The sequence below is a fragment of the Streptomyces megasporus genome (assembly GCF_000718985.1).
Classification (GTDB): domain Bacteria; phylum Actinomycetota; class Actinomycetes; order Streptomycetales; family Streptomycetaceae; genus Streptomyces; species Streptomyces megasporus.
In genome coordinates this window covers 1-24,335 of sequence record NZ_JODL01000005.1, presented here as the reverse complement: position 1 = coordinate 24,335, position 24,335 = coordinate 1, and the positions used below count along the sequence as shown (strand labels likewise).

The window sequence follows — 24,335 nt, the reverse complement described above, 5'->3', positions numbered from 1 at the left end:
GCCGGGGCCCCGCCCCGCGCCACGGCGGGCGTCCGCGCGGACACGGACGGAGCGGTGTCCGCCTCGGCCGGGATGCCTCTTTCCTGGTAAGTGCTCACCCCGTACGCCTATCCGGGCGTTGGCGTCCCATGCATCCCGCGCGTCCCGGCGGAGGAGCGGGCGCACGGGCGACGGGCTACGCGCGGTGCCGTGCCGGCGACCGGCACGGCACCGCGGCCGTTCACTCCGCGGTCTCGACGGCCTCCGCCGTCTCGGCCCTCTCCGCCGCGTGCGCGCGGGCCTCGGCGTAGGCGTCGCGCAGCTCCTCGCCCCGGGGCAGCCGGTCGGTCGGGCCGACGATCCAGCCGCGCTCGCCGACCCGCGGGGACCCGGCGGTGTTCGGGGGCGGCAGCAGCACCAGCGTGCCACGGGTGAGGACGAGCCCCCCGGCCACGTCCCAGCCGTCCGCCGAGCCGCGCGCGACGAAGAACTCCGCGCCCAGCGGGGCCGAGAGCACGGGCCCCACCGGCGCGCCGGAGTCCCGCAGCCGCTGGACGGTGTCGTGGGCCAGCGCGTTGGGGACGCGGACGACGTCCCAGGCGATCCCGGTGGGCACCTCCGCCAGGACGCCGCGCTCCCAGGCGGACAGGACGGCGGGCACCCGGCCGGTGGGGTGCAGCCAGCCCAGGGCCGGGGCCGCGTTCGGGGCGTGGTCCGCCCGGTGGGACAGGGGGCCCGCCTGGCGGGGGACGAGGCCCGTCCTGTGGGGGGAGGGGGTGAGGGTCACGGTGTCGCCTTCCTGTCCCGTCCGGGGAGTTGTCGCAGCAGCCACCGACAGTCGAGCGCCAGGGAGCGCACCTGCCGCCGGGCGGACGGCAGTTCGTCACCGAGGTCACAGCCCACCTGGTTGTCGATCCACGCCAGCCGGGTCCTGCGGCGCAGCCGCTCGGTGGCGGCCGGGGGCATGGCCTCCACCCGCGCCCGCGCGATCGGCAGCAGCAGACGGATGTGGCCGCGCAGCAGCTCTCCCAGTTCGACGAGGTCCTCGTGGCGGGGGGAGGCGCTGCCGTGGGCCAGGGCCCGGCGGATGGCGTGTCGGACGGCGGCCGTGTCGATCGAGCCGGTCGTGTCGACGGGGCCGGCCGGCCCGTCGTCCGAGGCCCGGACCGTGGTCGGTGTGGCGTCGGGTGTCGTGTGCACGGGAACCCCCGGACGTCGTCACTGATCGCTTACGGCCCCAGCGTGGCGGCGCGGAGAGGCCGCAACTGTCACTCTTCGGTGACACCCGCCGACACCCGCCCCCGAGACGGGGACTCTCACATCCCCACCCAGGAGGCCAGCCGCGTCAACGTGTCGGGGGAGCGGCGCCGCAGGTGCAGCAGTCCCCGCACCGTCTCCCGCACCCGAGGGTGGAAACGGGTCTGCTGGGGGGCCAGCCTGCGGGCCTTCAGCAGCGAGGCCAGCGACGCCTCCGCCCGGCCGGTCTCCAGCTCCGCGCGGGCCACGTCCACCAGCAGGGCGGCCCGCCGCGACGCCGCCCAGTCGCACGGCGGACGGATGGCGCGCGCCGCCGCCAGCGCGTCGTCGAACTCCCGCAGCTCCAACCGGGCGAACACCTCGTGGGCCCCGACGTTCGCGGGACCGAAGGACAGCCAGTGCACCGCCCCGACCTCGCCCGTGCGCGCGGCCGTCTCGGCGGCCTGCGTCAAGTGCTCCTCGACGGCCGACCGGTCGCCCGCGCGGGCGGCGATCACCGCCGCGCCCAGGTGCAACTGACCGGCCACCGCCAGCGCCTCCGTGCCCCGGTCGGCCTGCTCCAGCAGGTTGTGGCCGAACGCCACCATGCGCAGGCCGATGCGGTGTTCGGCGTCCCGGCCGCGGTAGGACAGGGCCCGCTTGTACTGGCGGATCGCGCTCAGCAGCGGGTCGCCGGCGTGCTCGGCGGCCCAGCCCATCCGGTCGAGCGCGATGACCGCCAGGTCGTAGCGGCCGAACTTCGTCGTCACGTCGTGGGCGCTGCGGCAGGCGGAGGCCATGGCCCGCCACAGCTCCGTGCTCGGACGCTCGTGACAGGAGGCGGTCAGGTCCGTCAGGAGGCCCGGCAGGCTCGCCGCCGCCTGGTACAGCCGCGCCTCGCGCACGTCGCGGCAGAGCGCGTCGGCCGCCGCGATCAGGTCGGAGGGGGAGGCGCCGGCCTCACGGGGGTCCGTCGGCAGGTCGTACAGGTCGAGCGCCTCGCGGATGGGCCGGACCAGGGCGGCCACCCGGTCGGGACGCAGGGGGTGTTCGGCGTGCCCGGCCAGGGTGGCGGCGTCGACGCACAGCGCCCTGGCGACGGCGGCGACGAACTGCGGGGACGCCTTCTTGTGCCCGCTCTCGACGTGGCGCAGCAGGCTGTACGAGTAGGGGATGCGCTGGGCGAGGCCCCGCTGGGTGAGTCCGGCGCGCTTCCGCAGGGTCGCGATCCGGTGACCGATGTGCTCGTCGTCCGACACGGGCATACCGGCGTCCTTTCGTTCCTCGTACTGCTGGAAAGGTACCCGCGTTCCGCCCCCGCGGACCGAATCGGTGTCGGTCGCGTGTGGTGGACTGCGCCGTATGAAGAACCGAGTTCTGTACCTCTTCGGCTGCGCCGCCCTGCCGGTCCTCCACATCGACCGCGCGGTCCACGAGGCCAGGGCACGAGGGTGGGACGTGTGCCTGGGGGTGACGCCGACCGCGCGGGAGTGGCTGGCGGACCGGTTGCCGGAGCTGGAGGAGGCGACCGGGCACCCGGTGCGCAGTTCCTACCGGCTGCCGGGCCTTCGGGAGGTGTGGCCCCGCGCGGACGTCGTGGTGGTGGCGCCGGCCACGCTGAACACGATCAACGCGTGCGCGCTGGGCATCACCTCGACGTTCGTGGTGGGTTTCGCCGCGGAGGCGATCGGCAAGCGCATCCCGCTGGTGGTGATGCCGAGCGTGAACTCGGCCTACGCCACGCACCCGCAGTTCGATCGCTCACTGGAGACCTTGCGCGGGGTGGGGGCACGGGTGCTGTACGGCCCCGGCGGCTTCGTGCCGAACCCTCCGGGCCAGGGGCGGCCGGAGGCGTACCCGTGGCACCTGGCGCTGGACGCCGCCGCGGAGGCGGTGGAGGCGGCGGTGGAGGAGAGAGCCGAGTGACCGTCCGGCGGTGAACGGCCTCCCCGGGCGGCGGAGCCGGGGACCCGACCGGAACGGGCACGGGATGTCGGGTCCGGTGGGGGCCGCCCTTCCTAGCGTGGACGGCACAGGAAGCGAGGAAGGAGGGCCGGGGGTGCTGGAGCGGCTGAACCGGGCCATGGAGCACATCGAACGGAACCTCGACCGGCGCGTCGAGGCGGCCGAACTGGCGCGGATCACCCTGACCTCGGAGTACCACCTGCGGCGGCTGTTCTCCGCGCTGGCGGGGATGGGGCTGGCGGAGTACGTCCGCCGTCGGCGGCTCACCGTCGCCGGCGCCGAGGTGCTCGCGGGGGAGCGGACGCTGCTCGACATCGCGGTGCGGTACGGCTACGGCTCGGGCGAGGCGTTCGCGCGCGCGTTCCGCGCCGTGCACGGCGTCGGGCCCGGCGAGGCCAGGCGGACGGGCGCCGCCCTGAACTCCCAGCCCCGGATGTCCTTCCGGCTCGTCGTCGAAGGGAGTGCCGAAATGCGGTATCGAGTGGTGGAGAAGGGAGAGTTCGCCGTGGTCGGCAGGAAGGCCCGCGTCCCCCTGGTGTACGAGGGGGTGAACCCGGCGATCGCCGAGTTCGTGCGGAGCGTCGACCGGGAGGTCCGGGAGCGGTTGGAGCCACTCTCCGACCAGGAGCCGCGCGGCGTCGTGGGGGTGAGCGACGACATCGCCGAGGACCGGGCTGAGGGCAGCGAACTGGACTACTGGCACGGCGTGGTGACCGGCGCGGAGGCGCCGAAGGACATGGACGTCCGCACCGTCCCGGCGGGAACGTGGGCGGTGTTCGAGAGTTCGGGGGAGTTCCCCGGGGCGCTCCAGCGCCTGTGGGGGGACGTGTTCGCCCAGTGGTTCCCCTCCAACCCCTACCGGAGCAGGCCGGGCCCGGAGATCCTGCGCACCCGGCTGTCGGCGGACGGCACGGAGGCGGAGGCGGAGCTGTGGCTCCCGGTGGAGCGGACCGTGGACTGAGTCCGCCGCGGTTCCCGCCGCGGGGCGGGAGCCGTCCGCGTCGGGACGTCGGAACACGGAGAGGGGCTCGAGCCGCCCCCACACGGCTCGAGCCCCGTCCTGTTCGGCCCTGGCCCCGCCCCCTCGCCGGGGCGGGGCCGGGCCCTTTCGGTCATCCGGTCGCTGGACGGCTCAGGGCCGGATGACGGCCCACACGATGTGGCCCAGTCCGCGCCCGGCGGACTCGACCCCCCAGGCCTGCGTGAGTGTTTCGATCAGTTGGAGGCCGCGACCCCGCTCCTCCTCGGCCCCGGGGAAGAGCAGCATCGGGGTGCTCGCGTAACTGCCCTGGTCACGCACCTCGACGCGGATCTGGTTGTCGGCGACGTGCAGCAGACAGCCGATCCGATCGCTGTCGGTGTGGAGCACGGCGTTGGAGAACAGTTCGGAGACCACCAGCCGGACCGTGTGGCAGACGTCGACGGGGACGCCCCACTGAAGCAGCCGCTCGAAGGCCCGGTCGCGCGCGTCGGCCACGGACACCGCCTGGGCGGGGAGTTCGAAGGTCTCCTGACGCAGGTCAGGGCAGACGCCGACCGGGCTCGGGAGCGTCGTCGTGCCTGGAGAAAGCGCCACGGCCGTCCGCCTTCCGTACATCTGTTGGGGGGAGCCTCACTATCCACGCTGTCGCGGGCAGAAGGCAAGAGGCGTCTTGCAAATTGCAGAATATTCAAGGCAGGCTGCCTCGGCCATCGACGGTGTGTCAGACTCTTTCCCCAACAGGTTTTCCGAGGGAGGGAACGTGGCGACCGTCGGGCGGATCGTGCTCGGCCTGCGGCTTCGTGACCTGCGGGAAAGGGCGGGTTGCTCCTACGAGGAGGCCGCCCGCGCGCTCAGCGTCAACGCCGCTACGGTCCGCCGCATGGAGAAGGCCGAAGTCGGCTTGAAACCGCTGTTCGTCGAGAAGCTGCTGGAGACTTACGGGGTCGAACGGGCGGAGATCGACGCCTTCCTCGCATTGGTGGAGGAATCTCGCAAACCGGGCTGGTGGCACCGTTTCCGTGACGTCCTGCCGGATTGGTTCGGTCTGTATGTGAGCCTGGAGGGGGCCGCCAGCCTCATCCGCGGCTACGAACCCCACTGCGTTCCCGGACTGCTCCAGACCGAGGGCTACGCCCGCGCGCTGTTGCGCACCGGTTTCCCCAACGCGCCCGAGGAGGAGATCGAACGCCGTGTCGCGCTGCGCATGGGACGGCAGCGCCTCCTGGCCGAGCCCGACGCCCCGCGGTTGTGGATGGTGATCGACGAAACGGTTCTGCGCAGGCCCGTCGGCGGGCCGGAGGTCATGAGGGCGCAGATCGACCGGCTCCTGGAGGCGATGGCGCTGCCGAACGTCACGCTCCAGGTGGTGCTCTTCGAGGCGGGGCCCCATCCCGGGATGTTCGGGCCCTTCCAACTGTTCCGATTCGACATACCGGAACTTCCGGACATCGTCTACACCGAAAGCCTCACCGGCGCCGTCTATCTCGACGAGCGCCCCGACACGGCCGCCTACCTGGAGGTCTTGGACCGCATGGGTGCTCAGGCCGTATCAGTACGACACACCGAGGATCTTCTCGGTGCCATTCGCAAGGAGTTCTGACCGATGGGTCACATTTACAACGGGATGCCTGCCAAGGAGCTCGGGACCGAGGGCTGGCACAAGCCGTGGAGCGGGACCAACGGCGGCAACTGCGTGGAGGCGATGAAGCTCGGCGACGGCCGCGTGGCACTGCGGCAGTCCAACGACCCCGACGGTCCGGCCCTGATCTACACCCATCAGGAGATCGAGTCCTTCATCCTGGGCGCCAAGCGCGGGGAAGCCGACTTCCTCCTCACCTGAGTCACCCGACCCGAGTCACCCGACCCGAGTCACCCACCACCGACCACACCACCACCCCCCACGGGAGACGAGATGACCGCGCAGGGCTTCTCCGCGGACGACATCGACACCAGTCGGCCGCACTCGGCGCGCATGTACGACTACTTCCTCGGCGGAAAGACCAACTACGAGGCCGACATCAAGGGCGCCGAGGCCGTCATCGCCGGCTGGCCCGGCGTGCTGACCGGCGCCCGCGTCAACCGTGCCTTCATGCACCGGGCGACCCGCTGGCTCGTCCGCGAGGCGGGCATACGGCAGTTCCTGGACATCGGCACGGGCATCCCGACCGAGCCCAACCTCCACCAGGTCGCCCAGGGCATGGCCCCGGAGGCCAGGGTCGTCTACGCCGACAACGACCCCATCGTGCTGCGGTACGCGCAGGCGTTGCTGCGCAGCACGCCCGAGGGGCGCACGGCCTACCTCCACGCCGACGTGACCGAACCGGACACGATCCTGAACCATCCCGAGCTCCACGAGACGCTGGACCTGAGCCGTCCGGTCGCGCTCTCCCTCAACGCGGTCTTCCACTACATCGGCGACGAGAAGAAGCCGCACGAGGTCGTGGCCAGGCTGGTGGACGCGCTGGCGCCCGGCAGCTACCTCTGCCTCACCCACTGCACCCCGGACTTCGACCCCGAGACGTGGGAGCGCCTGCGCCGGATGGCCGAGGCCGCCGACTCCCCGATGGGCCGGGAGCGCACCAGGGAGGAGATCCTGCCCTTCTTCGAGGGGCTGGAGTTCGTCGAGCCCGGCCTGGTCCCCCCGCACCGGTGGAGGCCGGAGCCGGACCAGCCCCTCGCGGACGCCACCGACGCGGAGGTCTCCCTCTACGCGGGCATCGCCCGCAAGCCCTGACACCACCCCCGTGCGCGCTCCGGCGCACGAGCCCCCCGTCCGCGCCCCGCGATCACGCCGTCGCGGGGCGCGGACGTGTCGTGTCGCCGCCTCGCGACGGTGTGATCGGAGCGGTGTGATCGGAGCGGTCGGGGAAGGGGCTTCGGGCCGTGTCAGACGGCGTCGGCGGTGTCCCGTGCCCGTCCGCGTCGCATCAAGCGGGCCGCCAGGGCGCCCGCGAGGAGGAGGGCCAGTACGGAGACGGCCGTGCCCAGCCAGGTCGTTCCCAGCCACTGGCCGCCGAACCAGCCGACGCCGACGCTGTACGCGGCCCAGGTCAGGCCCGCCAGGGCGGACCAGGGGAGGAACTCCCGGGCGCGTCGCCGTGCCGCGCCCGCCGCCAGGCTCATCACCGATCGGCCGGCCGGCGCGAACCGGGCCAGGACGACCAGGGGGCCGACGCCGCGGGCCAGGACGTGGCCGAGCCGCTCCTGGGCGGACGTCAGCCGGCGGGAGCGGGCGACGGCCCGGTCGAAGCGGGCGCTGCCGTGCCGGGCCAGGGCGTACACCAGCAGGTCCCCCAGGACGGAGGCGCCGGAGGCGCACACCACCAGCGCGCACACTTCGGGAAGCGGGGCGCCGGAGAGCCCGGCGACGCCGGCGGCGGTCTGCCCCGCGGCGAAGGCCGCCGCGGTGATCACGATGACGCCGCTGGGCAGGAGGGGCAGGAAGACGTCCAGCAGGACGGACAGCCCTATGAGCACGTAGACCCAGGGGGCGTAGAGCAAACCCCCCAGAATCTCCTGCACGTCCACTCCCCCCGGTCCGGCCCCCGCCGGGAGCGGCATACCGCCGTACAGAGTACGCCCGCGTCACCCGTAGGGCTCCGGCGGGGCCCGTGTCACGGCCGATCGTCCGGGAAGCGGCCCGGTTCGACGGAAGCATGGCGGCGGCGTGGCGTTCGCCCGCCGCGGCCGGCGCGGGCCCGCGCCCGGTGCAGCCGCCGCCGGGCGCGGGCCCGTACGTCCCGTGCCGGACGTGCCGGACGCGGGCGGGGGGCGGAAGGCGTACCGCCTCCGGGTCAGCAGCCGTTGAGGACGCTGCCGAGCCTGCTCTTCTCCGCGGAGTCCACGGACAGGCCGTAGCTGTGCTTCACCCACACCCACATCCGGGCGTAGGTGCAGTGGTAGGCGGTGCGCGGCGGCATCCACTCCGCCGGGTCCTTGTCGCCCTTGGCCTGGTTGACGTTGTCGGTGACGGCGATGAGCTGCGCGATGCTCAGGTCGTTGGCGAACGACTGCCGCCTGGCGTTGGTCCAGGAGCTCGCGCCCGAGCGCCAGGCCTCGGCGAGCGGCACGACGTGGTCGATGTCCACGTCGGAGGCGGCGTACCAGGTGGCGCCGTCGTAGGGGGAGTACCAACTGCCGCTGGTGGCCGCGCAGCTACCGTCCTGGACCACGTTGCTGCCGTCGCGCTTGAGGACGACCTCGCGGGTGTTGCAGGTGCCGCTGACGGTGGTCCAGTGGGGGAACTTGTCGCGGCTGTAGCCGTCGGACGAGCCTTCGGCGCGCACCGTCAGGGAGGCGAGGTAGGAGCGGGCGGTGGCGGCGCTCGGCGGGGTGGGAGGAGCGGCCTGGGCGGCGGGGGCGTTCAGGAAGAGCAGTCCGGCGCAGAGGGCGAGGAGAGCGCCGAGGGTGGTGGATCGACGCGCGTAGAAGCCCCGCCGTGCGGCGGGCATGCGCATGCCGTGCATGTGAACTCCCTTGGAGTGGGGGGATGTTGAGTGGAGCGGACCCCGACAGGGTGGCGCCGAAAGGTTTCCTCTCGGCGGTCGACAGGTAACAGAGTGACGACATGAGCACGTCAGATCAAGAGTGGTGACCGAACCGGTCGCCGCGCTCGACGCACCCGACCGGCGCGTGGCGCTGTGGCGGGACGTCCGGAGCCGCCGCATAGCCTGACGGTGTGTCAGCCGCACCCCCCGTCGCGCCGTACCGGGCAGCCGACACCCTGCTGCCCGTCACCCCCGCCCTCGGCGTCGTCCTCGCCGTCTTCCTCCTGGTCGCCGCGGGAGTCGCCGCGCTCGCCCACCTGGCCCCGGACCGGGGGCACGGCTACGCGCGCTCCGTCCTCACGGCCGGGGCGCGCGCCGCCGTCCAACTCGCCGCCGTCTCCTGGGTGATCGGCTGGGTCGTCGGCGCGGTGCCCACCCTGCTGACCTTCCTCGTCCTGATGTACGCGGTGGCGACGCGGACCGCGGGCCGGCGCGTCACCCACAACCGCACCTGGTGGTGGGCGGGCCTCCCCATCGCCGCGGGGGTGGTGCCGGTGGTGCTCGCGCTGCTGCTCACCGGACTCGTCCCGCTGGAGGGCATCACGCTGATCCCCGTCACCGGCATCCTCATCGGCGGCGCGCTCACCGCGAGCACGCTCGCCGGACGCCGTGCCCTGGACGAGCTGCGAACCCGCCACGGCGAGGTGGAGGCCGGGCTGGCGCTGGGCTTCCCGGAGCGCGACGCCCGCATGGAGATCGCCCGCGCGGCGGCCTCCGGCGCCCTGATCCCCGTCCTGGACCAGACCCGCACCGTGGGACTGGTCACCCTGCCGGGGGCCTTCGTCGGCATGCTGCTGGGCGGCGCCTCGCCGGTGCAGGCCGGGGCCGTCCAGCTCTTCGTGCTGGTCGCGCTGCTGCTGGTGGAAGTGGTCGCGGTCGCCGTGGCGCTGGAGCTGATCGCGCGCGGACGGCTGCACCGGGACGCTGGAGAGGACGGCGAGGAGAGCGGCCTCCGGAGGGCGGCCGGCCGCCCTCCGGAGGCATCGCGTAGGCTGTCGGGTGACTGAAGGGGAGTAGCCTTCCGCCGGACCGTCGACACACTGGTCGGCCCGTCCTCGACGGACCGACCCGGCGCCCGGGGCCGGTGCTCGCGCACCGTGCCGGCGAGACCTTCGGCCGCAGCTCGTGACCGCATGTCCATGACGCTGCCGTGCCGAAGTGTGTCCGCTCCCCGGTGGGCCCCTCGGCAGGGCGGCCCGATATCGACGAGGAATCCTTTTCCGTGTTCAGTCTCACCGTCGCCGCCGTCACCTTCGGCGTCGTCTTCCTGGCCGAACTGCCCGACAAGACGGCGCTGGCCGGACTGGTGCTCGGCACCCGCTACCGCGCCTCCTACGTCTTCGCGGGCGTCGCCGCCGCCTTCGCGGTCCACGTCACGCTCGCCGTCGCCGCGGGCAGCGTGCTCACCCTCCTCCCGCAGCGGCTGGTCCAAGGCGTCACCGGCGTGCTGTTCCTGGCGGGCGCGCTGGTGCTGCTGTTGAAGAAGGACGACGGTGAGGAGGAGATCGGCGAGCCCAAGGACCAGTCCTTCTGGAAGGTGGCGGGCAGCGGATTCACGTTGATCATGGTCGCCGAGTTCGGCGACCTCACCCAGATCATGACGGCCAACCTCGCGGCCCGCTACGAGGACCCGCTCTCGGTCGGCCTCGGCGCGGTGCTCGCCCTGTGGGCGGTCGCGGCCATCGGCATCCTGGGCGGGCGGGCGCTGATGCGCCGCGTGCCGCTGAAGTTGATCTCCCGGATCGCGGCCTGCGTGATGCTCGTCCTGGCCGGGCTCAGCTTCCACGAGGCGCTGACCGCCTGACCGTCCGGTCGCCGTGTCCGCCCACCCGTCCGATGCGGGCGGGCGGACACGGCCACGCCCCTCCTCCGGAGCCGGCGGGGAGGTAGGACTCCGGAAGAGGGGCGTGTGTTCTGGGGGCCGTGCCTCAGCCGGCCTCGGGGGCGACGCGCAGCCGCACGGCGCCGTCGTCCCCTGGTTCGACGCGGACGCACTCCAGCGTCGGCGCGTGGACGGTGGGGGAGAAGGCCGCGGCCCGGGGCCCGACGCCGACCACCCGCATGCCGGCCGCGCGGCCCGCCGCGACACCCGCCGCGGAGTCCTCGAAGACGACGCACTCCTCGGGCGCGAAGCCCAGTTCGGCGGCGGCCTTGAGGAAGCCCTCCGGGTGCGGCTTGCTCGCGCCGACCGATTCGGCGGTGATCCGCACCCGCGGCATCCGCAGCCCCGCCGCCGCCATGCGGGCGTCGGCCAGGGGGACGTTCGCCGAGGTCACCAGGGCGTGCGGGACATCGGCGAGCGCGGCCAGGAAGGCGGGGGCGCCCGGCACCGGCACGACGCCCTCGGTGTCGGCGGTCTCCCGTTCGAGGAGCCGCCGGTTCTCGGCGATGTTGACCTCCATCGGCCGGTCGGGCAGCAGCTCGGCCATCGTGGCGTAGCCCTGGCGCCCGTGCGCCACCCTCATGACCTCGTCCCCGTCCAGGCCGTGCTCGGCGGCCCAGGCGCGCCAGACGCGCTCGACGGCGGCGTCGGAGTCGACCAGGGTGCCGTCCATGTCCAGCAGCACGGCGCGGGCCGTCAGGACGGCGGCGGTGGCGGTGGGCTCGGACGACATGGGGAGGGCTCCAACGGGCGGGGACGGAAGAGAACGAAGTGGATCCGCCCGCCGGTCAGGGATTCCGTGACGAGCACGGGGAACGGGCGGAACCACTTTGTTCCTTCACGATACAAAATCGTTCGCGCTCGCGCCACTCCGGGGGTCCCTCAACGCCCTCCCCCGGTGGCGCCCTCCAACGCCCGGCGGGTGTTCGGTCCGTAGACGCCCTCCGGATCGCCCCGCACCCCGTACCACGTCTGGAACGTGGCCACGCCCTCGCGGACGTCGCCGTCGTACCTGCCGTCCACGTCGCCGCGGTAGGCGTACGTCTGGCGCAGCCGGTACTGCAGCTCCGCGACCTCCGGGCCGGTGTCCCCCTCGCGCAGCACGGCCGACCGTCCGCCGTCGCCCCACCGGTCCCCGTCGCCGCGCTCGCCCCCGTCGCCCCAGCCTCCGCGGCCGTCCCGGCCGCCTTGCCCCGGGGCGTCGGCGGAGGAGGACGGCCGCGCGTCGCCCTCCCCTGGCTCCGGGCGGGCGGACGGGGCGCCGGAGGTGGAGGAGGACGGGGAGGGACTCCGCGACGGGCTCGCGGACGAGGAGGGGGAGGGCGACGCCGAGGGGGCGGCCGACGCGGTGGTGCCGGCGCCCGTCTCGGCCGCCCCCTCGGCCTCCCCGGTGGGCAGCAACAGGGTCGGCGCCCCGCCCCGATCCCCGAACCGCGCCTCGTCGAAGGGGTCGTCGCCCTGCGTGAACATCCCGGCGATCAGCACGCCGGAGCCGACCACGGCCAACGCGGTGCCACCCACCGCGAGCACCAGACCCCGCCGCACACGGCGTCGGGGAGGCTCGTCCGCCACGACCGGCAGGGGGGACGTGTCGGACGGGGCGGACGTGCCGCCGTCCGGACGTCCGGCCTTCTCGAACATCGCCACGTCGGCCGGGTCCGGACCGTCGTCCGGCCGCGCCGCCGGACGCGGCAGCACCTCCACGTCGGCGCACCGGCAGGTCGCCCGGCCGGAGGCGTCGGCAGGCCTCTGACATATCGGGCAGATGGGTGTGTCCGCCACTGTGGGCTCCCCTCCCTCAGAAATGTCACAGAGGTTACTCGATGCCCCTCCGGCCGCTCGATGCTCGACGTGCCCCGCCCTGTCTCGCCCCGCCTCGCCCCGCCTCGCCCCGCCTCCGCGGTCGAGACGATCGCGACGACCTTGCTTGGCACGGCGATCCCGGGGCACCCGCCACGGACGGAACCCGACACGGGCCGCGCCGCGGGACCGCGAGGCGGGTCCGCGCGTCGGCGAGGAGGTTGTCCATGACGCGGCACGCACCGGCCGCCGGTGCCCCGCCCACCGAACAGGGAACCGACCGACCGCGCCGCGCCGTGTGGCCGGCGATCGGAGCCCTGCTGCTGGGCCTGCTGCTGGGCGCCCTCGACCAGACGATCGTCGCCACCGCGCTCCCCACGATCGCCAGTGACCTGGGCGGCCTGGAACACCTCTCCTGGGTGGTCACCGCCTACCTGCTGGCCTCCACCGCCGCGACCCCGCTGTGGGGCAAACTCGGCGACCAGTACGGGCGCAAACGGCTCTACCAGGGCGCGATCGTCATCTTCCTGGTCGGTTCGGTGCTGTGCGGAATCGCGCGGACGATGGCCGAGCTGATCGCCTTCCGAGCCGTCCAGGGCCTGGGCGGCGGCGGCATGATGGTGCTGTCGATGGCGATCGTCGGCGACATCGTCCCGCCCCGCGACCGAGGCCGCTACCAGGGCGCGTTCGGCGGAGTCTTCGCCGCCACCAGCGTGCTGGGACCCCTGCTCGGCGGGCTGTTCACGGAGCACCTGAACTGGCGCTGGGTCTTCTACGTCAACCTTCCGGTGGGCGTGGTGGCCCTCGCCGTCATCGCCGTCGCCCTGCGCGTGCCGGTCCGCCGCGAGAGGCACCGCGTCGACTACGCGGGCATCCTGCTGATCGCCGCGGTCGCCACCTGCACGGTGCTGATCACCTCGCTCGGCGGCACCACCTGGGAGTGGGCGTCGACGCAGGTCCTCGGCCTGGCCGCGCTCGGCGTCCTCGCGCTGACCGGCTTCGTCCTCGTCGAGCGGCGGGCCGCCGAACCCGTCCTGCCGCTCGGCCTGTTCCGGGTGCGCACCTTCACGATCTGCTCGGCCATCGGCTTCGTCGTCGGCTTCGCCCTGTTCGGCGCGATGACCTACCTGCCGACCTTCCTCCAGGTCGTCCACGGGATCTCGCCCACCATGTCCGGTGTGCACCTGCTGCCCATGGTGCTGGGCGTGCTGGCCTCCTCGACCGGTTCCGGACAGATCATCAGCCGCACCGGCCGCTGGAAGGTCTTCCCCGTGGTGGGCACCGCCGTCACCGCGATCGGCCTGCTGCTGCTCCACAACCTCGACGGGAACAGCGACACCTGGCAGATGAGCGGCGCCTTCCTCGTCTTCGGCCTGGGCCTGGGCCTGGTGATGCAGGTGCTGATCCTGGCCGTGCAGAACGCCGTGCCCTACGCGCACCTGGGCGTGGCCACCGCGGGCGCCACCTTCTTCCGCTCCATCGGCGCCTCGGTCGGCGTCTCCGTCTTCGGCGCGATCTTCGCGAACGTCCTGGCCGACCGGATGGCCGACGCCCTGCGGGGGCGGGCACTGCCGCCCGGGGTCGACGCGGAGGGGCTGCGGGCCGACCCGCGCGCGGTCGGCGCGCTTCCCCCGGAAGTCCGGGAGGGCGTCCTGGGCGTCTACTCCTCCTCCATCACCGACGTCTTCCTGTGGGCGGTGCCCGTGGTGCTGGCGGCCTTCGTCCTGTCCTGGTTCCTCCGGGAGGACCCCCTGCGGGACAGCGTCAGGTCCCCCGAGGGCAGCGAGGTCGTCCCGCCCAACCCGGTGGAGCGCTCCTCCCGCGACGAGGTCGCCCGCGCCCTGTCGCTCCTGGGCTCCCGTGAGGGCAGGCGCGACCTCTACCGGCGCGTCGACGAACGGGCCGGGACGGATCTGAGGCCCGCGTCCTGCTGGATGATGCTGCGCATCCACCGCTACGGCTCCGTCGAACCCGCCCTGCTGGCCGACCGCGGCGCCGTGCCGCTGGAGGTGACCCTGGAAGCGGCCCGTGAACTGGAGGAACGCGGCCTGGCCGTGCGCGAGGGCCTGCCCCTGGTCCCCACCGACCGGGGCCGGGAAGTGGCCGACCGACTGGCGGCGGCCCGCGAGGAGTGCCTGGCCGAACTGCTCGGCGACTGGTGGACCCCCGACCGCCCCACCGACCTCACCGAACTCGTGCGCCGGCTCAACGAGGAGACGGGCGGCACGGAGCGGGAGTGCCCGCGCCCGGCCACGAGGCGGGTGGAGATCTAGGGAGGCGCCGGGGACCGACCCGACCGTCGGTCGCGGCCCGTGCGTGCCCCCACGCCGCCGGGGCGCGGCGGAGCCCGTCCGACACCGGATGCCCGGCGCCGGACGGGCCGGATCACCGCCGGACGGTTCAGTCCGCCTTCGGCTTGGGCGCGGCCTGCTGAACGACCTCGAAGGTCCACAGTTCCGAACCGGAGGACGCCGGCCGTCCGCCGCCCGAGCCCTGGTGGGCGGCCTTCATCGGCCCCTCCATCCACGCCCGGTACGACTCCTCGTCGCGCCAGCGGGTGTAGACCAGGTAGCGATCGGTGCCCTCCAGCGGGCGGAGGAGCTCGAACCACTCGAAGCCGTCCGAGGACTCCACCACCCCCGCACGAGACGAGAACCGCTGTTCGAGGGTTTCGCGCTGCTCGGAGGGGACGGTCAGGACGTTGATCTTCACGATGCTCATGCCGTCCATCGTGCCCTCCCCCGCTCGGGGTGGCGTACGCGGCCCACCGGTCAGGTGATCGGGCGGTGTCCGGCGTCCGACCTCTCGGCGATGATGTCCGCATCCACGTTCGAGTCGACGTCACACGCGCGTGGCTCTTTCGGGGCGGAAAGGGACATGGGGGGTTTCGGGGGCAATGGTCACGGACGGCCGCGAAGCGGTGGTGGGGGGCGCACGGTGGGGCGCGCGCGGCGGGATGACGCTGGTGGCTCTCTGGCTCCTGGCGGGGGCGCTGGTCGCGCGTCAGGCCGCCGCCGTGCTGAGCAGGCCACCGGGCCGGCGGCTCGTCGACCTCGAGACGTGGCTCGGCGAGCACGGGGTCCTCCACGTCAGCGGCCCGCTCTACGAGGGCGGGACGTTCACCGGGACGCCGTTCTCCGGCCTGGTCCTCAAACCGTTGGCCAACGCCGCCGAGCAGGTCCTCGGCGTCGTGTGGACCTTCGGCACCCTGCTGCTGGTCGTCGCCCTCGGCGTGGTGGCCGTCAGAGCCCTGCCCGGCGTGGCCGGCCGGCGCGCGCGGACGATCGCCGTGCCGGTGGCCGTCAGCCTGCTGGTGCTGTCCATACCGGTGCGCAACACCCTCCACCTGGGGCAGACCAGCATCCTCCCGGTGCTGCTCGTGCTCTGCGGCCTGCCGTACGCCGCCCGCTCGCCGCGCGGCGCGGGCGCCGCCGTCGGCGTGGCCGCGGCCCTCCAGCCCACCGTGCTGCTCTTCGCGCCGCTGCTGTGGGCGCTGGGGAGGCGACGCGCGGCGGCCGTCTCGGGCGGGGTCTTCGCCGGCTGCACCGCGACGGCCTGGGCGGCCATGCCGTCCGACTCCTGGACGTACTGGGTGCACCACGTCGCCGGGGCCGGGCTCGGCGCGCCCGCCGACGCGCGGGCCAACCAGTCCCTGCACGGCCTGCTCCTCCGGCTCGGGGCGACCGGCCCGTGGGAGATCGCGCTGTGCGTGGCCCTGGCCGCGGTGGTGGCCGCGGTCGGTCTGCGGCGGGCGGTCCGGTACGCGCGGGACGGCCAACTCCTGCTGGCCGCCGCCCTCGCCGGCTGTGTCGCGGTCGCCGTCTCGCCGGCGGCCTGGCAGCACCAGCAACTGTGGATCCTGCTCGCCGCCGTCGGCCGGGTGGGCCGCCGCTCGGGGGACCGCCTGGTGTGGCCGGTCTTCGTGGTGCTGGTGATGACGCTCGACGGCACCGCGCTGGTCCCCCACATCGCCTTCCTCGCCCCGCTGGGCGAGAACGCCCCGCTGATCGCGGCCCTGCTCGCGGCCTGCGTCCTGCCCTTCGTCCCCCGCGCCTCGCCGCTGTGGGACGCGCCCGAGCGCTCCGGCCCGCTCGCCCGCCCCAACCTGCTGCTGGAACTGCTGCTCATCCGGGTCGGCTACTGGCTGTACTCCCTCATCCGCTCCCTGGCCCCCGACGGGCGCGAACGGGCCGAGGAGCACGGTCGGCAGATCCTCGCGATCGAGAGCGCGCTGGGGGTGGACGTGGAGCACCGGCTCAACCACGCCGTGGCGGGGGCGGGCCTGCTGGAGGACGTGATGAACGCCTACTACGCCGGCCTGCACTTCCTGGTGCCCATCGTCCTGCTCGCCGTCCTGTACGCGCGTCGTCCCGTCTCCTACCGCTGGGCCCGCACCGCGCTGTCCTTCACCACGCTGCTGGGACTGGTCGGCTTCTGGCTCTACCCGCTGGCGCCGCCGCGCCTGATGCCGGGCCTGGGCTACATCGACACCGCGCACGGTCCGCAGGACTTCGACGACCCCGACTTCGGCGTGCTGACCGGGATCTCCAACCAGTACGCGGCGATGCCGTCGCTGCACGTCGGCTGGTCGCTGTGGTGCGCGGTCGTCGTCGTCCGCGTCACCTCGAACGTGTGGCTGCGGACGCTGGGCGTGCTCTATCCGGTGCTCACCACGGTGGTGGTGATGGGCACCGCCAACCACTACCTGCTGGACGCCGTCGGAGGGGCGGCGGTGGTCGTCGCGGGCTTCGGCATCACCCGGGTCTGGACCCGGTACGGGTCCGTGGGGCGCATGGCGGCGTCGGCGGAGGAACCGGCGCCGGTTCCTCCACCGACGCCGACACCGACACCGACACCGGGGCCGGTCGGCGCGGGAGCCCCTGGGCGCGCCCCCGGGGGAGCGGGCGAAAGGACGGTCGAGGAGACGATCGACGGGGCGGGCGGAGTCCGTCGCGTCCGCTGACCCGCGCCGACGTGCGAGGCCGACGTGCGAGGAGGGCCCCGACCCACGGAACTCCGTGGGTCGGGGCCCTCCTCGCACGTCGGCGTACGCCGCCCCCTCACAGCCGCAACAGCCGCTCGGTGGCGTCCCGGTACCGGCGCAGGGCGTTGCGCAACTCCTCCGTCTCCGCCGTCGCGCCCTCGCCGTGCCAGGGCGCGCGCAGTCCGTGCCGGCGCTCGGCGACGAGCGCGCCGATGCGGCGGAAGACCTCGTCGAACAGGGCGTCCGCCTCCTCGACCGAGCGCCGGGGCTCGTCGACGAAGCCGTTCACCGTCTGGTGCAGGCGCCGGACGAACTCCTCGCGCTCCGCCGGCGGCAGGAGGGCGGACTCCCGCTCCCGGTCGGTTCGCTCCGTTCCGCTCACCGTGCCGGTCTCCGTTGTGATGGTCGCGTGCTGGGGCGTGGTCAAGCGCTCCTCCTCGAAGTCTCGTGGTGGTGCGGCTCGTGGTGGTGCGGCTCGTGGTGGTGCGGCGTCCGGAGGGCGTGCAGCTTCTCGGCGAGCCGGCCGTGCCGGTGCGGCTCCCCGCCGGCGTGGACGTCGTGCCGGTCGTGTGCGTCACCGGCGTGACCGCCGTGCCGATCGCCGTGCCGGTCGCCGTCCGTGGCGGAGTGCGCGACGAGGTCCTCGTACAGGGCGCGGGCGTGCACCAGCGCCTCGCGCAGCCGCTCGGTGTCGACCTGCCCCTCGCGTCCCAGCACCGCCACCGCGTGCATCTCGCGGTAGCCCTGGACGCGCTCGGGGTGGTGCACCGAGAGCGCGGCGACCTGCTCGTCGTACCCGTCACCGGGGAAGCCGCGCGCCTCGGCCAGACGTCCCAGCAGCCGGTCCGCCTCGACGACCGCCTCGACGGGCGAGTCGACGAACCGTTCCTGGACCGCGGCCCACTGGGCGGCGTAGCTCTCGCGCTCCTGCGGCGTCAACGGCTGCGCCCGCAGGTTCCCGTGACGCCGCAGCCGATCCCGGAGTTCCTTCTCGGCGGCCTCGACGTCACCGCCGTGCTGGGCGACGGTCCGCTCGTACTCGGGGCCGAAACGACGCCGCAGGGAGTGCGGAGCCTTCCGCTTCCCCGCGAGGTACAGGGCGAGTACGAGGACGACGACCGCCGCCACGATCAGAGTGATGATCAAGCCTGTGGACATGGCTCGCCTTCCACGAGTGTCCCCTTGCTCGGGCTGTCACCTGTCCGCGTTGCCGCCTTCGTCCCCCGCAAACGAAGCGCTGGTGAAGGCCACCGGAGCGCCGAACGCCGCCCGTCGCGTGGCCCGGCGCAGCGCCCGCAGCACCGCGCCGCCCAGGACGAGGACGAGGACCACGGTCAACAGCGCGCGTGACAGGTCCCAACCCATCGACGTGGCGAGGACGTAGGCGACGAACTTGGCCAGCTTCGCCTCCAACGGGTCCTCGGCGGAGTAGGAGATCCCGGTGGCCATGCCGGTGATGAACGGCCAGCCGTAGAGGTTCATCACCACGCCGTACAGCACCGCCGCGACGGCCCCGTACCCGGCGAGCATCGCCAACTCCGCCCGCCCGCGCAGCCGGTGCGGTCCGGGCAACAGGCCCGCACCCATCGACACCCAGCCCATCGTCAGCATCTGGAACGGCAGCCACGGTCCGACCCCGCCGGTCAACAGCGCGGAGGCGAACATCGACAGCCCGCCCAGGGCGAACCCGAACCCCGGCCCCAGGACCCGTCCGGAGAGCACCATCAGGAAGAACATCGGCTCCAGACCGGCCGTTCCCGCGCCCAGCGGACGCAGCGCGGCGCCGGCGGCGGCCAACACGCCCAGCATCGCCACGGCCTTGGCGCCCAGGCCGGTGTCGGAGACGGTCGCCATCACCACGCCCAGCAGCAGCGGCATCAACAGCGCGAACAGCCAGGGCGCGTCGCCGGAGTGGGCCAGCCCGGAGTCGGATTCGGCCAGCAGCGGCCAGCCGAAGGCGACGACGCCGACGGCCGTGACGAGGCCGATGGCCGCGACGGAGCGCGGCCCCAGCCGCACGGGCCGGGTCAGGGGGTCGGTGCCGCTCACGCGCCCCCTCCCGCTCCCGCCAGGGCCGCCCGCACCTGATGGACCGTGAGCCAGGGCTGCGGGGAGAGGATCTTGGCGGTCTGTGGGGCGAAGGCGGGGGAGGAGGTGACGACCTCGGCGGACGGGCCGTCCGCCACCACCTCGCCGTCGGCCAGGACGACCACCCGGTGGGCGAGTTCGGCGGCGAGTTCGACGTCGTGGGTGGCCAGGACGATGGCGTGCCCGTCGTCGGCCAGGGAGCGCAGCACACCGGTCAGGCGCTCCTTGGCCGCGTAGTCCAAGCCGCGCGTCGGCTCGTCCAGGAGCAGCAGCGGCGGTGCGGCCGAGAGGACGACGGCCAGGGCCAGGGCCAGGCGCTGACCCTCGGACAGGTCGCGCGGGTGGGTGGTGTCGGGCACGTCCGGCAGCAGGGAGGACACCAGGGCGCGGCAGGTGCCGGGCTCGGCGCCCGTGTCCCGGTCGGCGGCGGCGCACTCGGCGGCCACGGTGTCCGCGTACAGCAGATCGCGCGGGTCCTGCGGGACGAGGCCGACGTGGCGCAGCAGCTCGGAGGGCTTGGTGCGGTGCGGGACGACACCGGACGCGCCACCGGACGCGCCGCCCAGGCGGATCCGGCCGCGCGTCGGCTCGTGCACCCCGACCAGGGCGTTCAACAGGGTGGACTTGCCCGCTCCGTTGCGGCCCATCAGCGCGACCGTCTCACCCGGCCGCACCGTCAGGTCCACGCCCCGCAGGGCGGCGATCCGGCCGCGGTGGACGGCGAGCGAGGAGACTTCGGCCAGCGGCGGCACGGTGGACGACGCACGGCCCGGCCCGTCGCCCGCGGGCGGGACGAGGGGCGCCAGCCGCTCCCGCAGGCCGGCCGCCCGACGCCGCGCGTCGCGCACCGACAGCGGCGGCGGGGACCAGCCGGCCAGCCGGCCCAGGGCGACCACGGGCGGCCGGACCGGCGAGAGCGCCATCACCTCGGCCGGGTCGCCGAGGACGGGCGCGGCGCCCGGCGCGGGCAGCAGCAGCACCCGGTCCGCGTACTGCACCACGCGCTCCAGCCGGTGTTCGGCCAGCAGCACGGTGGTGCCCAGGTCGTGGACCAGCCGTTGGAGCACGGCCAGCACCTCCTCGGCGGCGGCCGGATCGAGCGCGGAGGTCGGCTCGTCCAGCACCAGCGCCTTCGGGTGGGTGGTGAGCACCGAGCCGATCGCGACGCGCTGCATCTGCCCGCCGGAGAGGGTGGCGGTGGGACGGTCGCGCAGCTCGGCCAGTCCCAGCAGGTCCAGGGTCTCCTCCACCCGGCGCCGCATGGTGTCGGGGGGCAGGCCCAGCGACTCCATGCCGTAGGCGAGTTCGTCCTCGACGGTGTCGGTGACGAAGTGGGCGAGCGGGTCCTGCCCGACGGTGCCGACGACGTCGGCCAGCTCGCGCGGCTTGTGGTCGCGGGTGTCGCGGCCGGCCACGGTCACCCTGCCGTGCAGGGTGCCGCCGGTGAAGTGCGGCACGAGCCCGGAGACGGTGTTCAGCAGCGTGGACTTGCCGGTGCCGGACGGGCCGACGACCAGCACCAGTTCGCCCTCGTCGACGGTGAGGTCCACACCGTGCAGGGCCGGCACGGCGGCGTCCTCGTAGGTGACGGAGACCTGGTCGAAACGGATCATGCGCGGGTCGTCTCCTTCGCCGGCGGGGTTTCCTCGGCCCGGCGGCCGGTCGCGTCGTCGGCTCCGGCCGGGGCGTCCGGCACGGGCGCGACGAGCGCCGGGAGCAGGCCGATCAGGACGGCCGCCGCGGGCCACAGCGGCAGTTCGGGAACGGTCAGCGGGGTCACGGACGGGCGCAGCGCCTCGGGCACGCCGGCGGCGGCCCGGATCACGGCCGCGGCGACCACGGCCCCGGAGGCGGACACCAGCCAGGCCCGCGCCCCCCAGCGGTCGGGCCGGTACCGGCTGCGCACCGAGCGGCGTCCGCCCAGCCACAACCCGCCGAGCGCGGCGGCCAGTCCGAGGAGCAGCACCGGCAGACCGTGGGCCGCGCCCTCGGACGCCAGCAGCCCGTACGTGCCGGCGCACACGCCCAGCAGCCCGCCCAGGGTGAGGACGGCGGTGGTGCGACGCACGGCGGCCGGCACCCGGGCGGTGCGGCCGTAGCCGCGGGCGTCCATCGAGGCGGCCAACGCCACCGAGCGCTCCAACGCGCCCTCCAGAACCGGCAGGCCGATCCGCAGTACCGCCCTGACGCCCTTGTCGTCCCGGCCGCGCAACCGGCGGGCGGCGCGCAGCCGTCGGACGTCGGCGACCAGGTGCGGCGCGAACGTCATCGCCACGACCACCGCCAGCCCCGCCTCGTACAGCGCGGCGGGCAGGGACTTCAGCAGCCGGGCGGGGTTGGCCAGGGCGTTGGCGGCGCCGAGGCACACCAGGATGGTGGCCAGCTTGAGCCCCTCGTACAGCGAGAACACCAGGCCCTCGGCCGTGACCCGGCCGCCGAGCCGCACGCCCTGCGCCCACTCGGGCAGCGGGATCTCCGGAAGGGTGAACAGCACGACGGTGCCGGGGATCGGGGAGCCCAGGAGGGTGGTGAACACCATCCGGACGGCCAGCACCAGCAGGGCGAGCTTGAGGAAGGCCGCGTAGCTGCGCGCCCAGGGGGCGTCGGTGCGGCGGGCCGCGACGACGTACCCCGTGACGGCGACGATCAGCGCCAGCAACAGCGGGTTGGTGGTCCGCGACGCGGCCGTGGCCAGCCCGAGCGCCCACAGCCACCACGCGCCCGCGTGGAGGGCGTTGGCGCGGGTCGCCCGGGGGGCGCGCAGCGCGGCCAGGACGGTCATGACCGGCGGCGGCGGGCCCGCCGGACGGCCGCGGCGCACAGGACGGCGACGACGGCGGCACCGCCGATCGCGCCCGTGTAGGAGCCGGCGCCCGTGTCGTCGGAGGCGCTGTCGGACGCGTCGTCGGAGGTCGGAGCCGTCCCCTCGCCCTCGTCCGTCCGCTCCTCCGCCGCCTCGTCGGACGTGCCGGAGCCGGTGTCGGAGACCTGCTCGCCGCAGCCCGTGCGCGGATAGCCCGTGATGGCGCACAGCATCGCCGAGGAGTCGTACCGCAGCGGCCCCAGGACGTCGGCCAGCGCCTCGGCGGCGGTCCCGTCCTCGGGGACGACCGCGCAGGCCGTGCGGCCCTTCGGCGGGACCTCGCCCGCGGGGGCGTCGGCCGGGGTGCCGAAGTCGACGCTCAGCGCGATCCGCTTGTTCCCCGGACGCGGCTCGGTGCCCTCGCAGATCACCGCGAAGTCCGCCTCCCCGCGGGGTCGGTCGGCGTCACCGGAGTCCTCGCTCACGGCGAACCGGAACCCCAGCACGTCGCCGTCCTCGGGGCGGAGCGTGCCCGGCCCCTGGGTGGCGTACGTCCACTCCCGCCCGTCCCGCTCCCAGAAGGACCAGTAACGGTACTCGCCCGCGTGGGCGGGCGCCGCGCCGAGGACCACCAGGACGGCGGCCGGCACGGCGCCCCGCAGCACGCGCGACAGCACCCGCGGCGCGGTCACTTCGACCGCTTCCTGTTCCGGGCGACCACCACCGCCGACAGGGCCAGGACGACGACCAGGGCCACGGCGACGGCCACCACGGCGCCCGTGGAGACGCCGTCTCCGCCGTCCTTGCCGTCGCTCGCGTCCTCGGCCCCGGCATCGGCGTCGGCCGAGACGGACGCCGGGGCCGGGCCGGTGGCGTTCAGGAGCTCCACCAGATCGGTGCCGCCGAAGTCGGTCGGGTCGCCGCCCACGGCGTGGGTGGCCAGGACGAGCTGGCCCAGGGCGGCGGGGCTGCTCTCGAACGCGTCCCACTTCGGGGCGTTCTTCTCCAGCCAGGTCAGGGTGTCGCGGGCCGCGTCCCGTTCGCCGGCGGCGGCCAGGGCGAGCACGGTGTCGGCGGTGTTGCCGTAGTCGGGCTGCTCCTCGGCGCCGGGCATGACGGACTTCAGGTGACCGCCGTTCTCCTCCAGCACCTTCGTCAGGTACGCGACGCCGCCCCCGGCGGCCTCGGCCACGGTGGGCTCCCCGTCCTTGTCGCAGCTCGGCGCCGTGGGCGCGGCGCCGTCGCCGTCGGGCTCGACGACCAGGTCCTCGCCCAGCGCGGCCAGGACGGCGGCGGCGGTGGCGTCGTCGTTGGCGGCCAACCGGCCCTTGTCATCGGGCTGGTAGGCGAAGGCGCCGCGCTCGTCCGCCTTCGCGTCGCAGCCGAGGTGGAAGTCCAGCAGGGAGTCGTACGGCGACTCGTCCTCGGTCGAGAGGACCTTCGCCGGGTCCTCGCCCGCCGCGACCAGGGCGCCGATCACGAGGGAGACGGAGTTGGCGTCGCTCGGGCCGCCGGGGTTGAAGCTCCAGCCGCCGTCCTCGTTCTGGACCAGCTTCAGCCACTCCACGGCCTTCTCCACCCGCGCCTCGTGGCCGCCGAGGGCGGCCAGCGCCTGGACGGCGACGGCGGTGGCGTTGACGTCGGCCAGGGTCTCGGCGGCGCACGGCTCGGTGGGGTCGGGACGGTAGGAGGCGAAGGCGCCGTCCTCACACTGCTGCCCGGCCAGCCACTCCACGGCCTTCCCGGCGGGCTTCACCCCGGCCGTGTCCTGGGCCAGCAGCGCCAGGGACTGGCGCCACACCCCGTCGTACCGGGGGTCGCCCTTCCCGTACAGCGCGGACGGCAGGCTCTTCTCCGCCGGGGCCTGCGCGGACGGTGACTCATCGGCGGAGGCTGCGGGGGCCGCGACCGCGCAGAGCGCGGCGGAGGCGGCCAGGGCCGCGACGGTGCGGCGCAGGGACATGGCGGGTGCCCTACTTTCTTGTCGTGGGTTCGAACTGGTCATTCGTAAGATCAGCGGGACCCGGGGGTCCCGGGTATGGCTGCATGGCAGTCGCCGCCTGATGGCT

General features: G+C 74.2%; 25 protein-coding genes. 9 read left to right on the top strand and 16 right to left on the bottom strand.

All coding sequences use genetic code 11. From position 1 onward, the window contains the following. Positions 1 to 220: 220 nt before the first annotated feature. From IF47_RS28585 to IF47_RS0106200, 3 genes are all read right to left on the bottom strand, one after another. The gene (locus IF47_RS28585; protein ID WP_051717133.1) at positions 221 to 766 is read right to left on the bottom strand and encodes a hypothetical protein; all 546 of its coding nucleotides are present in this window, start codon (positions 764 to 766) and stop codon (positions 221 to 223) included. After that, positions 763 to 1,179: a DUF6415 family natural product biosynthesis protein gene (locus tag IF47_RS0106205; RefSeq protein ID WP_031507254.1), complete on the bottom strand. Its 417-nt coding sequence runs from the start codon at positions 1,177 to 1,179 to the stop codon at positions 763 to 765. The genes IF47_RS28585 and IF47_RS0106205 overlap by 4 nt, the downstream gene beginning before the upstream one ends. 116 nt (positions 1,180 to 1,295) lie before the next feature. Beyond that, complete coding sequence (locus tag IF47_RS0106200; protein ID WP_031507253.1) at positions 1,296 to 2,480, bottom strand: helix-turn-helix domain-containing protein; 1,185 nt, start codon at positions 2,478 to 2,480, stop codon at positions 1,296 to 1,298. A 97-nt stretch (positions 2,481 to 2,577) separates the two neighbouring features. Here IF47_RS0106200 and IF47_RS0106195 point away from each other — a divergent pair, with 97 nt between their 5' ends. Both IF47_RS0106195 and IF47_RS0106190 read left to right on the top strand, forming a co-directional pair. Further along, positions 2,578 to 3,141 (top strand): flavoprotein, encoded by a 564-nt coding sequence (locus IF47_RS0106195; protein ID WP_031507251.1) that lies wholly within the window; start codon positions 2,578 to 2,580, stop codon positions 3,139 to 3,141. A gap of 133 nt (positions 3,142 to 3,274) precedes the next feature. Next, complete coding sequence (locus tag IF47_RS0106190) at positions 3,275 to 4,141, top strand: AraC family transcriptional regulator (protein WP_031507250.1); 867 nt, start codon at positions 3,275 to 3,277, stop codon at positions 4,139 to 4,141. 171 nt (positions 4,142 to 4,312) lie between these two features. Here the strand turns inward: IF47_RS0106190 and IF47_RS0106185 are convergent, their stop codons facing one another. Next, on the bottom strand, positions 4,313 to 4,756 hold the full coding sequence (locus IF47_RS0106185; protein ID WP_031507249.1) for an ATP-binding protein: 444 nt from the start codon (positions 4,754 to 4,756) through the stop codon (positions 4,313 to 4,315). A 166-nt stretch (positions 4,757 to 4,922) separates the two neighbouring features. Between IF47_RS0106185 and IF47_RS0106180 the strand changes: the two genes are divergently transcribed. The 3 genes from IF47_RS0106180 to IF47_RS0106170 all read left to right on the top strand — a co-directional run bounded on the left by IF47_RS0106180 (position 4,923) and on the right by IF47_RS0106170 (position 6,896). Continuing rightward, positions 4,923 to 5,762: a helix-turn-helix domain-containing protein gene (locus tag IF47_RS0106180; protein ID WP_031507247.1), complete on the top strand. Its 840-nt coding sequence runs from the start codon at positions 4,923 to 4,925 to the stop codon at positions 5,760 to 5,762. Between the two features lie 3 nt (positions 5,763 to 5,765). Continuing rightward, positions 5,766 to 6,002 carry a DUF397 domain-containing protein gene (locus tag IF47_RS0106175; protein WP_031507245.1) on the top strand — a complete coding sequence of 79 codons (237 nt, stop codon included), beginning with the start codon at positions 5,766 to 5,768 and terminating at the stop codon, positions 6,000 to 6,002. A gap of 72 nt (positions 6,003 to 6,074) precedes the next feature. After that, positions 6,075 to 6,896 carry an SAM-dependent methyltransferase gene (locus tag IF47_RS0106170; protein WP_031507244.1) on the top strand — a complete coding sequence of 274 codons (822 nt, stop codon included), beginning with the start codon at positions 6,075 to 6,077 and terminating at the stop codon, positions 6,894 to 6,896. Positions 6,897 to 7,048: 152 nt separating this feature from the next. Here IF47_RS0106170 and IF47_RS0106165 read toward each other — a convergent pair whose 3' ends face one another. Further along, entirely contained in the window at positions 7,049 to 7,723 is a 675-nt protein-coding gene (locus IF47_RS0106165; protein WP_051717130.1) for a DedA family protein, read from the bottom strand. Between the two features lie 233 nt (positions 7,724 to 7,956). After that, the gene (locus IF47_RS0106160) at positions 7,957 to 8,628 is read right to left on the bottom strand and encodes an HNH endonuclease family protein (RefSeq protein ID WP_245641019.1); all 672 of its coding nucleotides are present in this window, start codon (positions 8,626 to 8,628) and stop codon (positions 7,957 to 7,959) included. Between the two features lie 212 nt (positions 8,629 to 8,840). On the opposite strand from IF47_RS0106160, the gene IF47_RS0106150 reads away from it, so the two are divergent. Together IF47_RS0106150 and IF47_RS0106145 are read left to right on the top strand one after the other, a co-directional pair. Continuing rightward, positions 8,841 to 9,716 (top strand): ABC transporter permease, encoded by an 876-nt coding sequence (locus IF47_RS0106150; RefSeq protein ID WP_245641018.1) that lies wholly within the window; start codon positions 8,841 to 8,843, stop codon positions 9,714 to 9,716. Between the two features lie 215 nt (positions 9,717 to 9,931). Then, positions 9,932 to 10,513 (top strand): TMEM165/GDT1 family protein, encoded by a 582-nt coding sequence (locus IF47_RS0106145; protein WP_031507239.1) that lies wholly within the window; start codon positions 9,932 to 9,934, stop codon positions 10,511 to 10,513. Positions 10,514 to 10,637: 124 nt separating this feature from the next. Here IF47_RS0106145 and IF47_RS0106140 read toward each other — a convergent pair whose 3' ends face one another. Next, positions 10,638 to 11,324, bottom strand: a complete 687-nt coding sequence (locus IF47_RS0106140; protein WP_031507238.1) for an HAD-IA family hydrolase — start codon at positions 11,322 to 11,324, stop codon at positions 10,638 to 10,640. A gap of 149 nt (positions 11,325 to 11,473) precedes the next feature. Beyond that, positions 11,474 to 12,373, bottom strand: a complete 900-nt coding sequence (locus tag IF47_RS0106135; RefSeq protein WP_157839922.1) for a peptidoglycan-binding domain-containing protein — start codon at positions 12,371 to 12,373, stop codon at positions 11,474 to 11,476. A 245-nt stretch (positions 12,374 to 12,618) separates the two neighbouring features. Between IF47_RS0106135 and IF47_RS0106130 the strand changes: the two genes are divergently transcribed. Further along, entirely contained in the window at positions 12,619 to 14,664 is a 2,046-nt protein-coding gene (locus IF47_RS0106130; protein WP_051717125.1) for an MDR family MFS transporter, read from the top strand. A 127-nt stretch (positions 14,665 to 14,791) separates the two neighbouring features. On the opposite strand, the gene IF47_RS0106125 is transcribed toward IF47_RS0106130, so the two are convergent. After that, positions 14,792 to 15,112, bottom strand: coding sequence for an antibiotic biosynthesis monooxygenase family protein (locus IF47_RS0106125; protein WP_031507234.1), 321 nt, complete (start codon positions 15,110 to 15,112; stop codon positions 14,792 to 14,794). A 235-nt stretch (positions 15,113 to 15,347) separates the two neighbouring features. On the opposite strand from IF47_RS0106125, the gene IF47_RS0106120 reads away from it, so the two are divergent. After that, a complete protein-coding gene (locus tag IF47_RS0106120; protein ID WP_245641017.1) occupies positions 15,348 to 17,354 on the top strand; it encodes a bifunctional glycosyltransferase 87/phosphatase PAP2 family protein in 2,007 nt (668 codons plus the stop codon). Positions 17,355 to 17,451: 97 nt separating this feature from the next. Here IF47_RS0106120 and IF47_RS0106115 read toward each other — a convergent pair whose 3' ends face one another. The 7 genes from IF47_RS0106115 to IF47_RS0106085 are packed head-to-tail and all read right to left on the bottom strand — an operon-like array spanning position 17,452 to position 24,229. After that, positions 17,452 to 17,802, bottom strand: coding sequence for a hypothetical protein (locus IF47_RS0106115; RefSeq protein WP_051717121.1), 351 nt, complete (start codon positions 17,800 to 17,802; stop codon positions 17,452 to 17,454). Beyond that, positions 17,799 to 18,533, bottom strand: coding sequence for a hypothetical protein (locus IF47_RS0106110; protein ID WP_211257170.1), 735 nt, complete (start codon positions 18,531 to 18,533; stop codon positions 17,799 to 17,801). The genes IF47_RS0106115 and IF47_RS0106110 overlap by 4 nt, the downstream gene beginning before the upstream one ends. A gap of 36 nt (positions 18,534 to 18,569) precedes the next feature. After that, positions 18,570 to 19,424, bottom strand: a complete 855-nt coding sequence (locus IF47_RS0106105; RefSeq protein ID WP_051717118.1) for an ECF transporter S component — start codon at positions 19,422 to 19,424, stop codon at positions 18,570 to 18,572. Continuing rightward, positions 19,421 to 21,076, bottom strand: a complete 1,656-nt coding sequence (locus tag IF47_RS0106100; protein WP_031507229.1) for an ABC transporter ATP-binding protein — start codon at positions 21,074 to 21,076, stop codon at positions 19,421 to 19,423. The genes IF47_RS0106105 and IF47_RS0106100 overlap by 4 nt, the downstream gene beginning before the upstream one ends. Continuing rightward, the gene (locus IF47_RS0106095; RefSeq protein WP_051717209.1) at positions 21,073 to 22,245 is read right to left on the bottom strand and encodes a CbiQ family ECF transporter T component; all 1,173 of its coding nucleotides are present in this window, start codon (positions 22,243 to 22,245) and stop codon (positions 21,073 to 21,075) included. Before IF47_RS0106095 ends, IF47_RS0106100 begins: the two co-directional genes overlap by 4 nt. After that, a complete protein-coding gene (locus IF47_RS27520) occupies positions 22,242 to 22,958 on the bottom strand; it encodes an SCO2322 family protein (RefSeq protein WP_245641016.1) in 717 nt (238 codons plus the stop codon). Before IF47_RS27520 ends, IF47_RS0106095 begins: the two co-directional genes overlap by 4 nt. Then, positions 22,955 to 24,229, bottom strand: a complete 1,275-nt coding sequence (locus IF47_RS0106085) for an SCO2321 family membrane protein (protein ID WP_031507226.1) — start codon at positions 24,227 to 24,229, stop codon at positions 22,955 to 22,957. Before IF47_RS0106085 ends, IF47_RS27520 begins: the two co-directional genes overlap by 4 nt. Positions 24,230 to 24,335 lie beyond the last annotated feature (106 nt).

Excerpts from the sequence above, each read along its gene's own strand:
- IF47_RS0106095 (WP_051717209.1), bottom strand. The coding sequence starts at position 22,245 with ATGACCGTCCTGGCCGCGCTGCGCGCCCCCCGGGCGACCCGCGCCAAC.
- IF47_RS0106085 (WP_031507226.1), bottom strand. The coding sequence starts at position 24,229 with ATGTCCCTGCGCCGCACCGTCGCGGCCCTGGCCGCCTCCGCCGCGCTC.
- IF47_RS0106170 (WP_031507244.1), top strand. The coding sequence starts at position 6,075 with ATGACCGCGCAGGGCTTCTCCGCGGACGACATCGACACCAGTCGGCCG.
- IF47_RS0106175 (WP_031507245.1), top strand. The coding sequence starts at position 5,766 with ATGGGTCACATTTACAACGGGATGCCTGCCAAGGAGCTCGGGACCGAG.
- IF47_RS0106100 (WP_031507229.1), bottom strand. The coding sequence starts at position 21,076 with ATGATCCGTTTCGACCAGGTCTCCGTCACCTACGAGGACGCCGCCGTG.
- IF47_RS0106110 (WP_211257170.1), bottom strand. The coding sequence starts at position 18,533 with ATGTCCACAGGCTTGATCATCACTCTGATCGTGGCGGCGGTCGTCGTC.
- IF47_RS0106120 (WP_245641017.1), top strand. The coding sequence starts at position 15,348 with ATGACGCTGGTGGCTCTCTGGCTCCTGGCGGGGGCGCTGGTCGCGCGT.
- IF47_RS0106160 (WP_245641019.1), bottom strand. The coding sequence starts at position 8,628 with ATGCACGGCATGCGCATGCCCGCCGCACGGCGGGGCTTCTACGCGCGT.
- IF47_RS0106125 (WP_031507234.1), bottom strand. The coding sequence starts at position 15,112 with ATGAGCATCGTGAAGATCAACGTCCTGACCGTCCCCTCCGAGCAGCGC.
- IF47_RS0106140 (WP_031507238.1), bottom strand. The coding sequence starts at position 11,324 with ATGTCGTCCGAGCCCACCGCCACCGCCGCCGTCCTGACGGCCCGCGCC.
- IF47_RS0106195 (WP_031507251.1), top strand. The coding sequence starts at position 2,578 with ATGAAGAACCGAGTTCTGTACCTCTTCGGCTGCGCCGCCCTGCCGGTC.
- IF47_RS0106130 (WP_051717125.1), top strand. The coding sequence starts at position 12,619 with ATGACGCGGCACGCACCGGCCGCCGGTGCCCCGCCCACCGAACAGGGA.
- IF47_RS0106200 (WP_031507253.1), bottom strand. The coding sequence starts at position 2,480 with ATGCCCGTGTCGGACGACGAGCACATCGGTCACCGGATCGCGACCCTG.
- IF47_RS0106165 (WP_051717130.1), bottom strand. The coding sequence starts at position 7,723 with ATGCCGCTCCCGGCGGGGGCCGGACCGGGGGGAGTGGACGTGCAGGAG.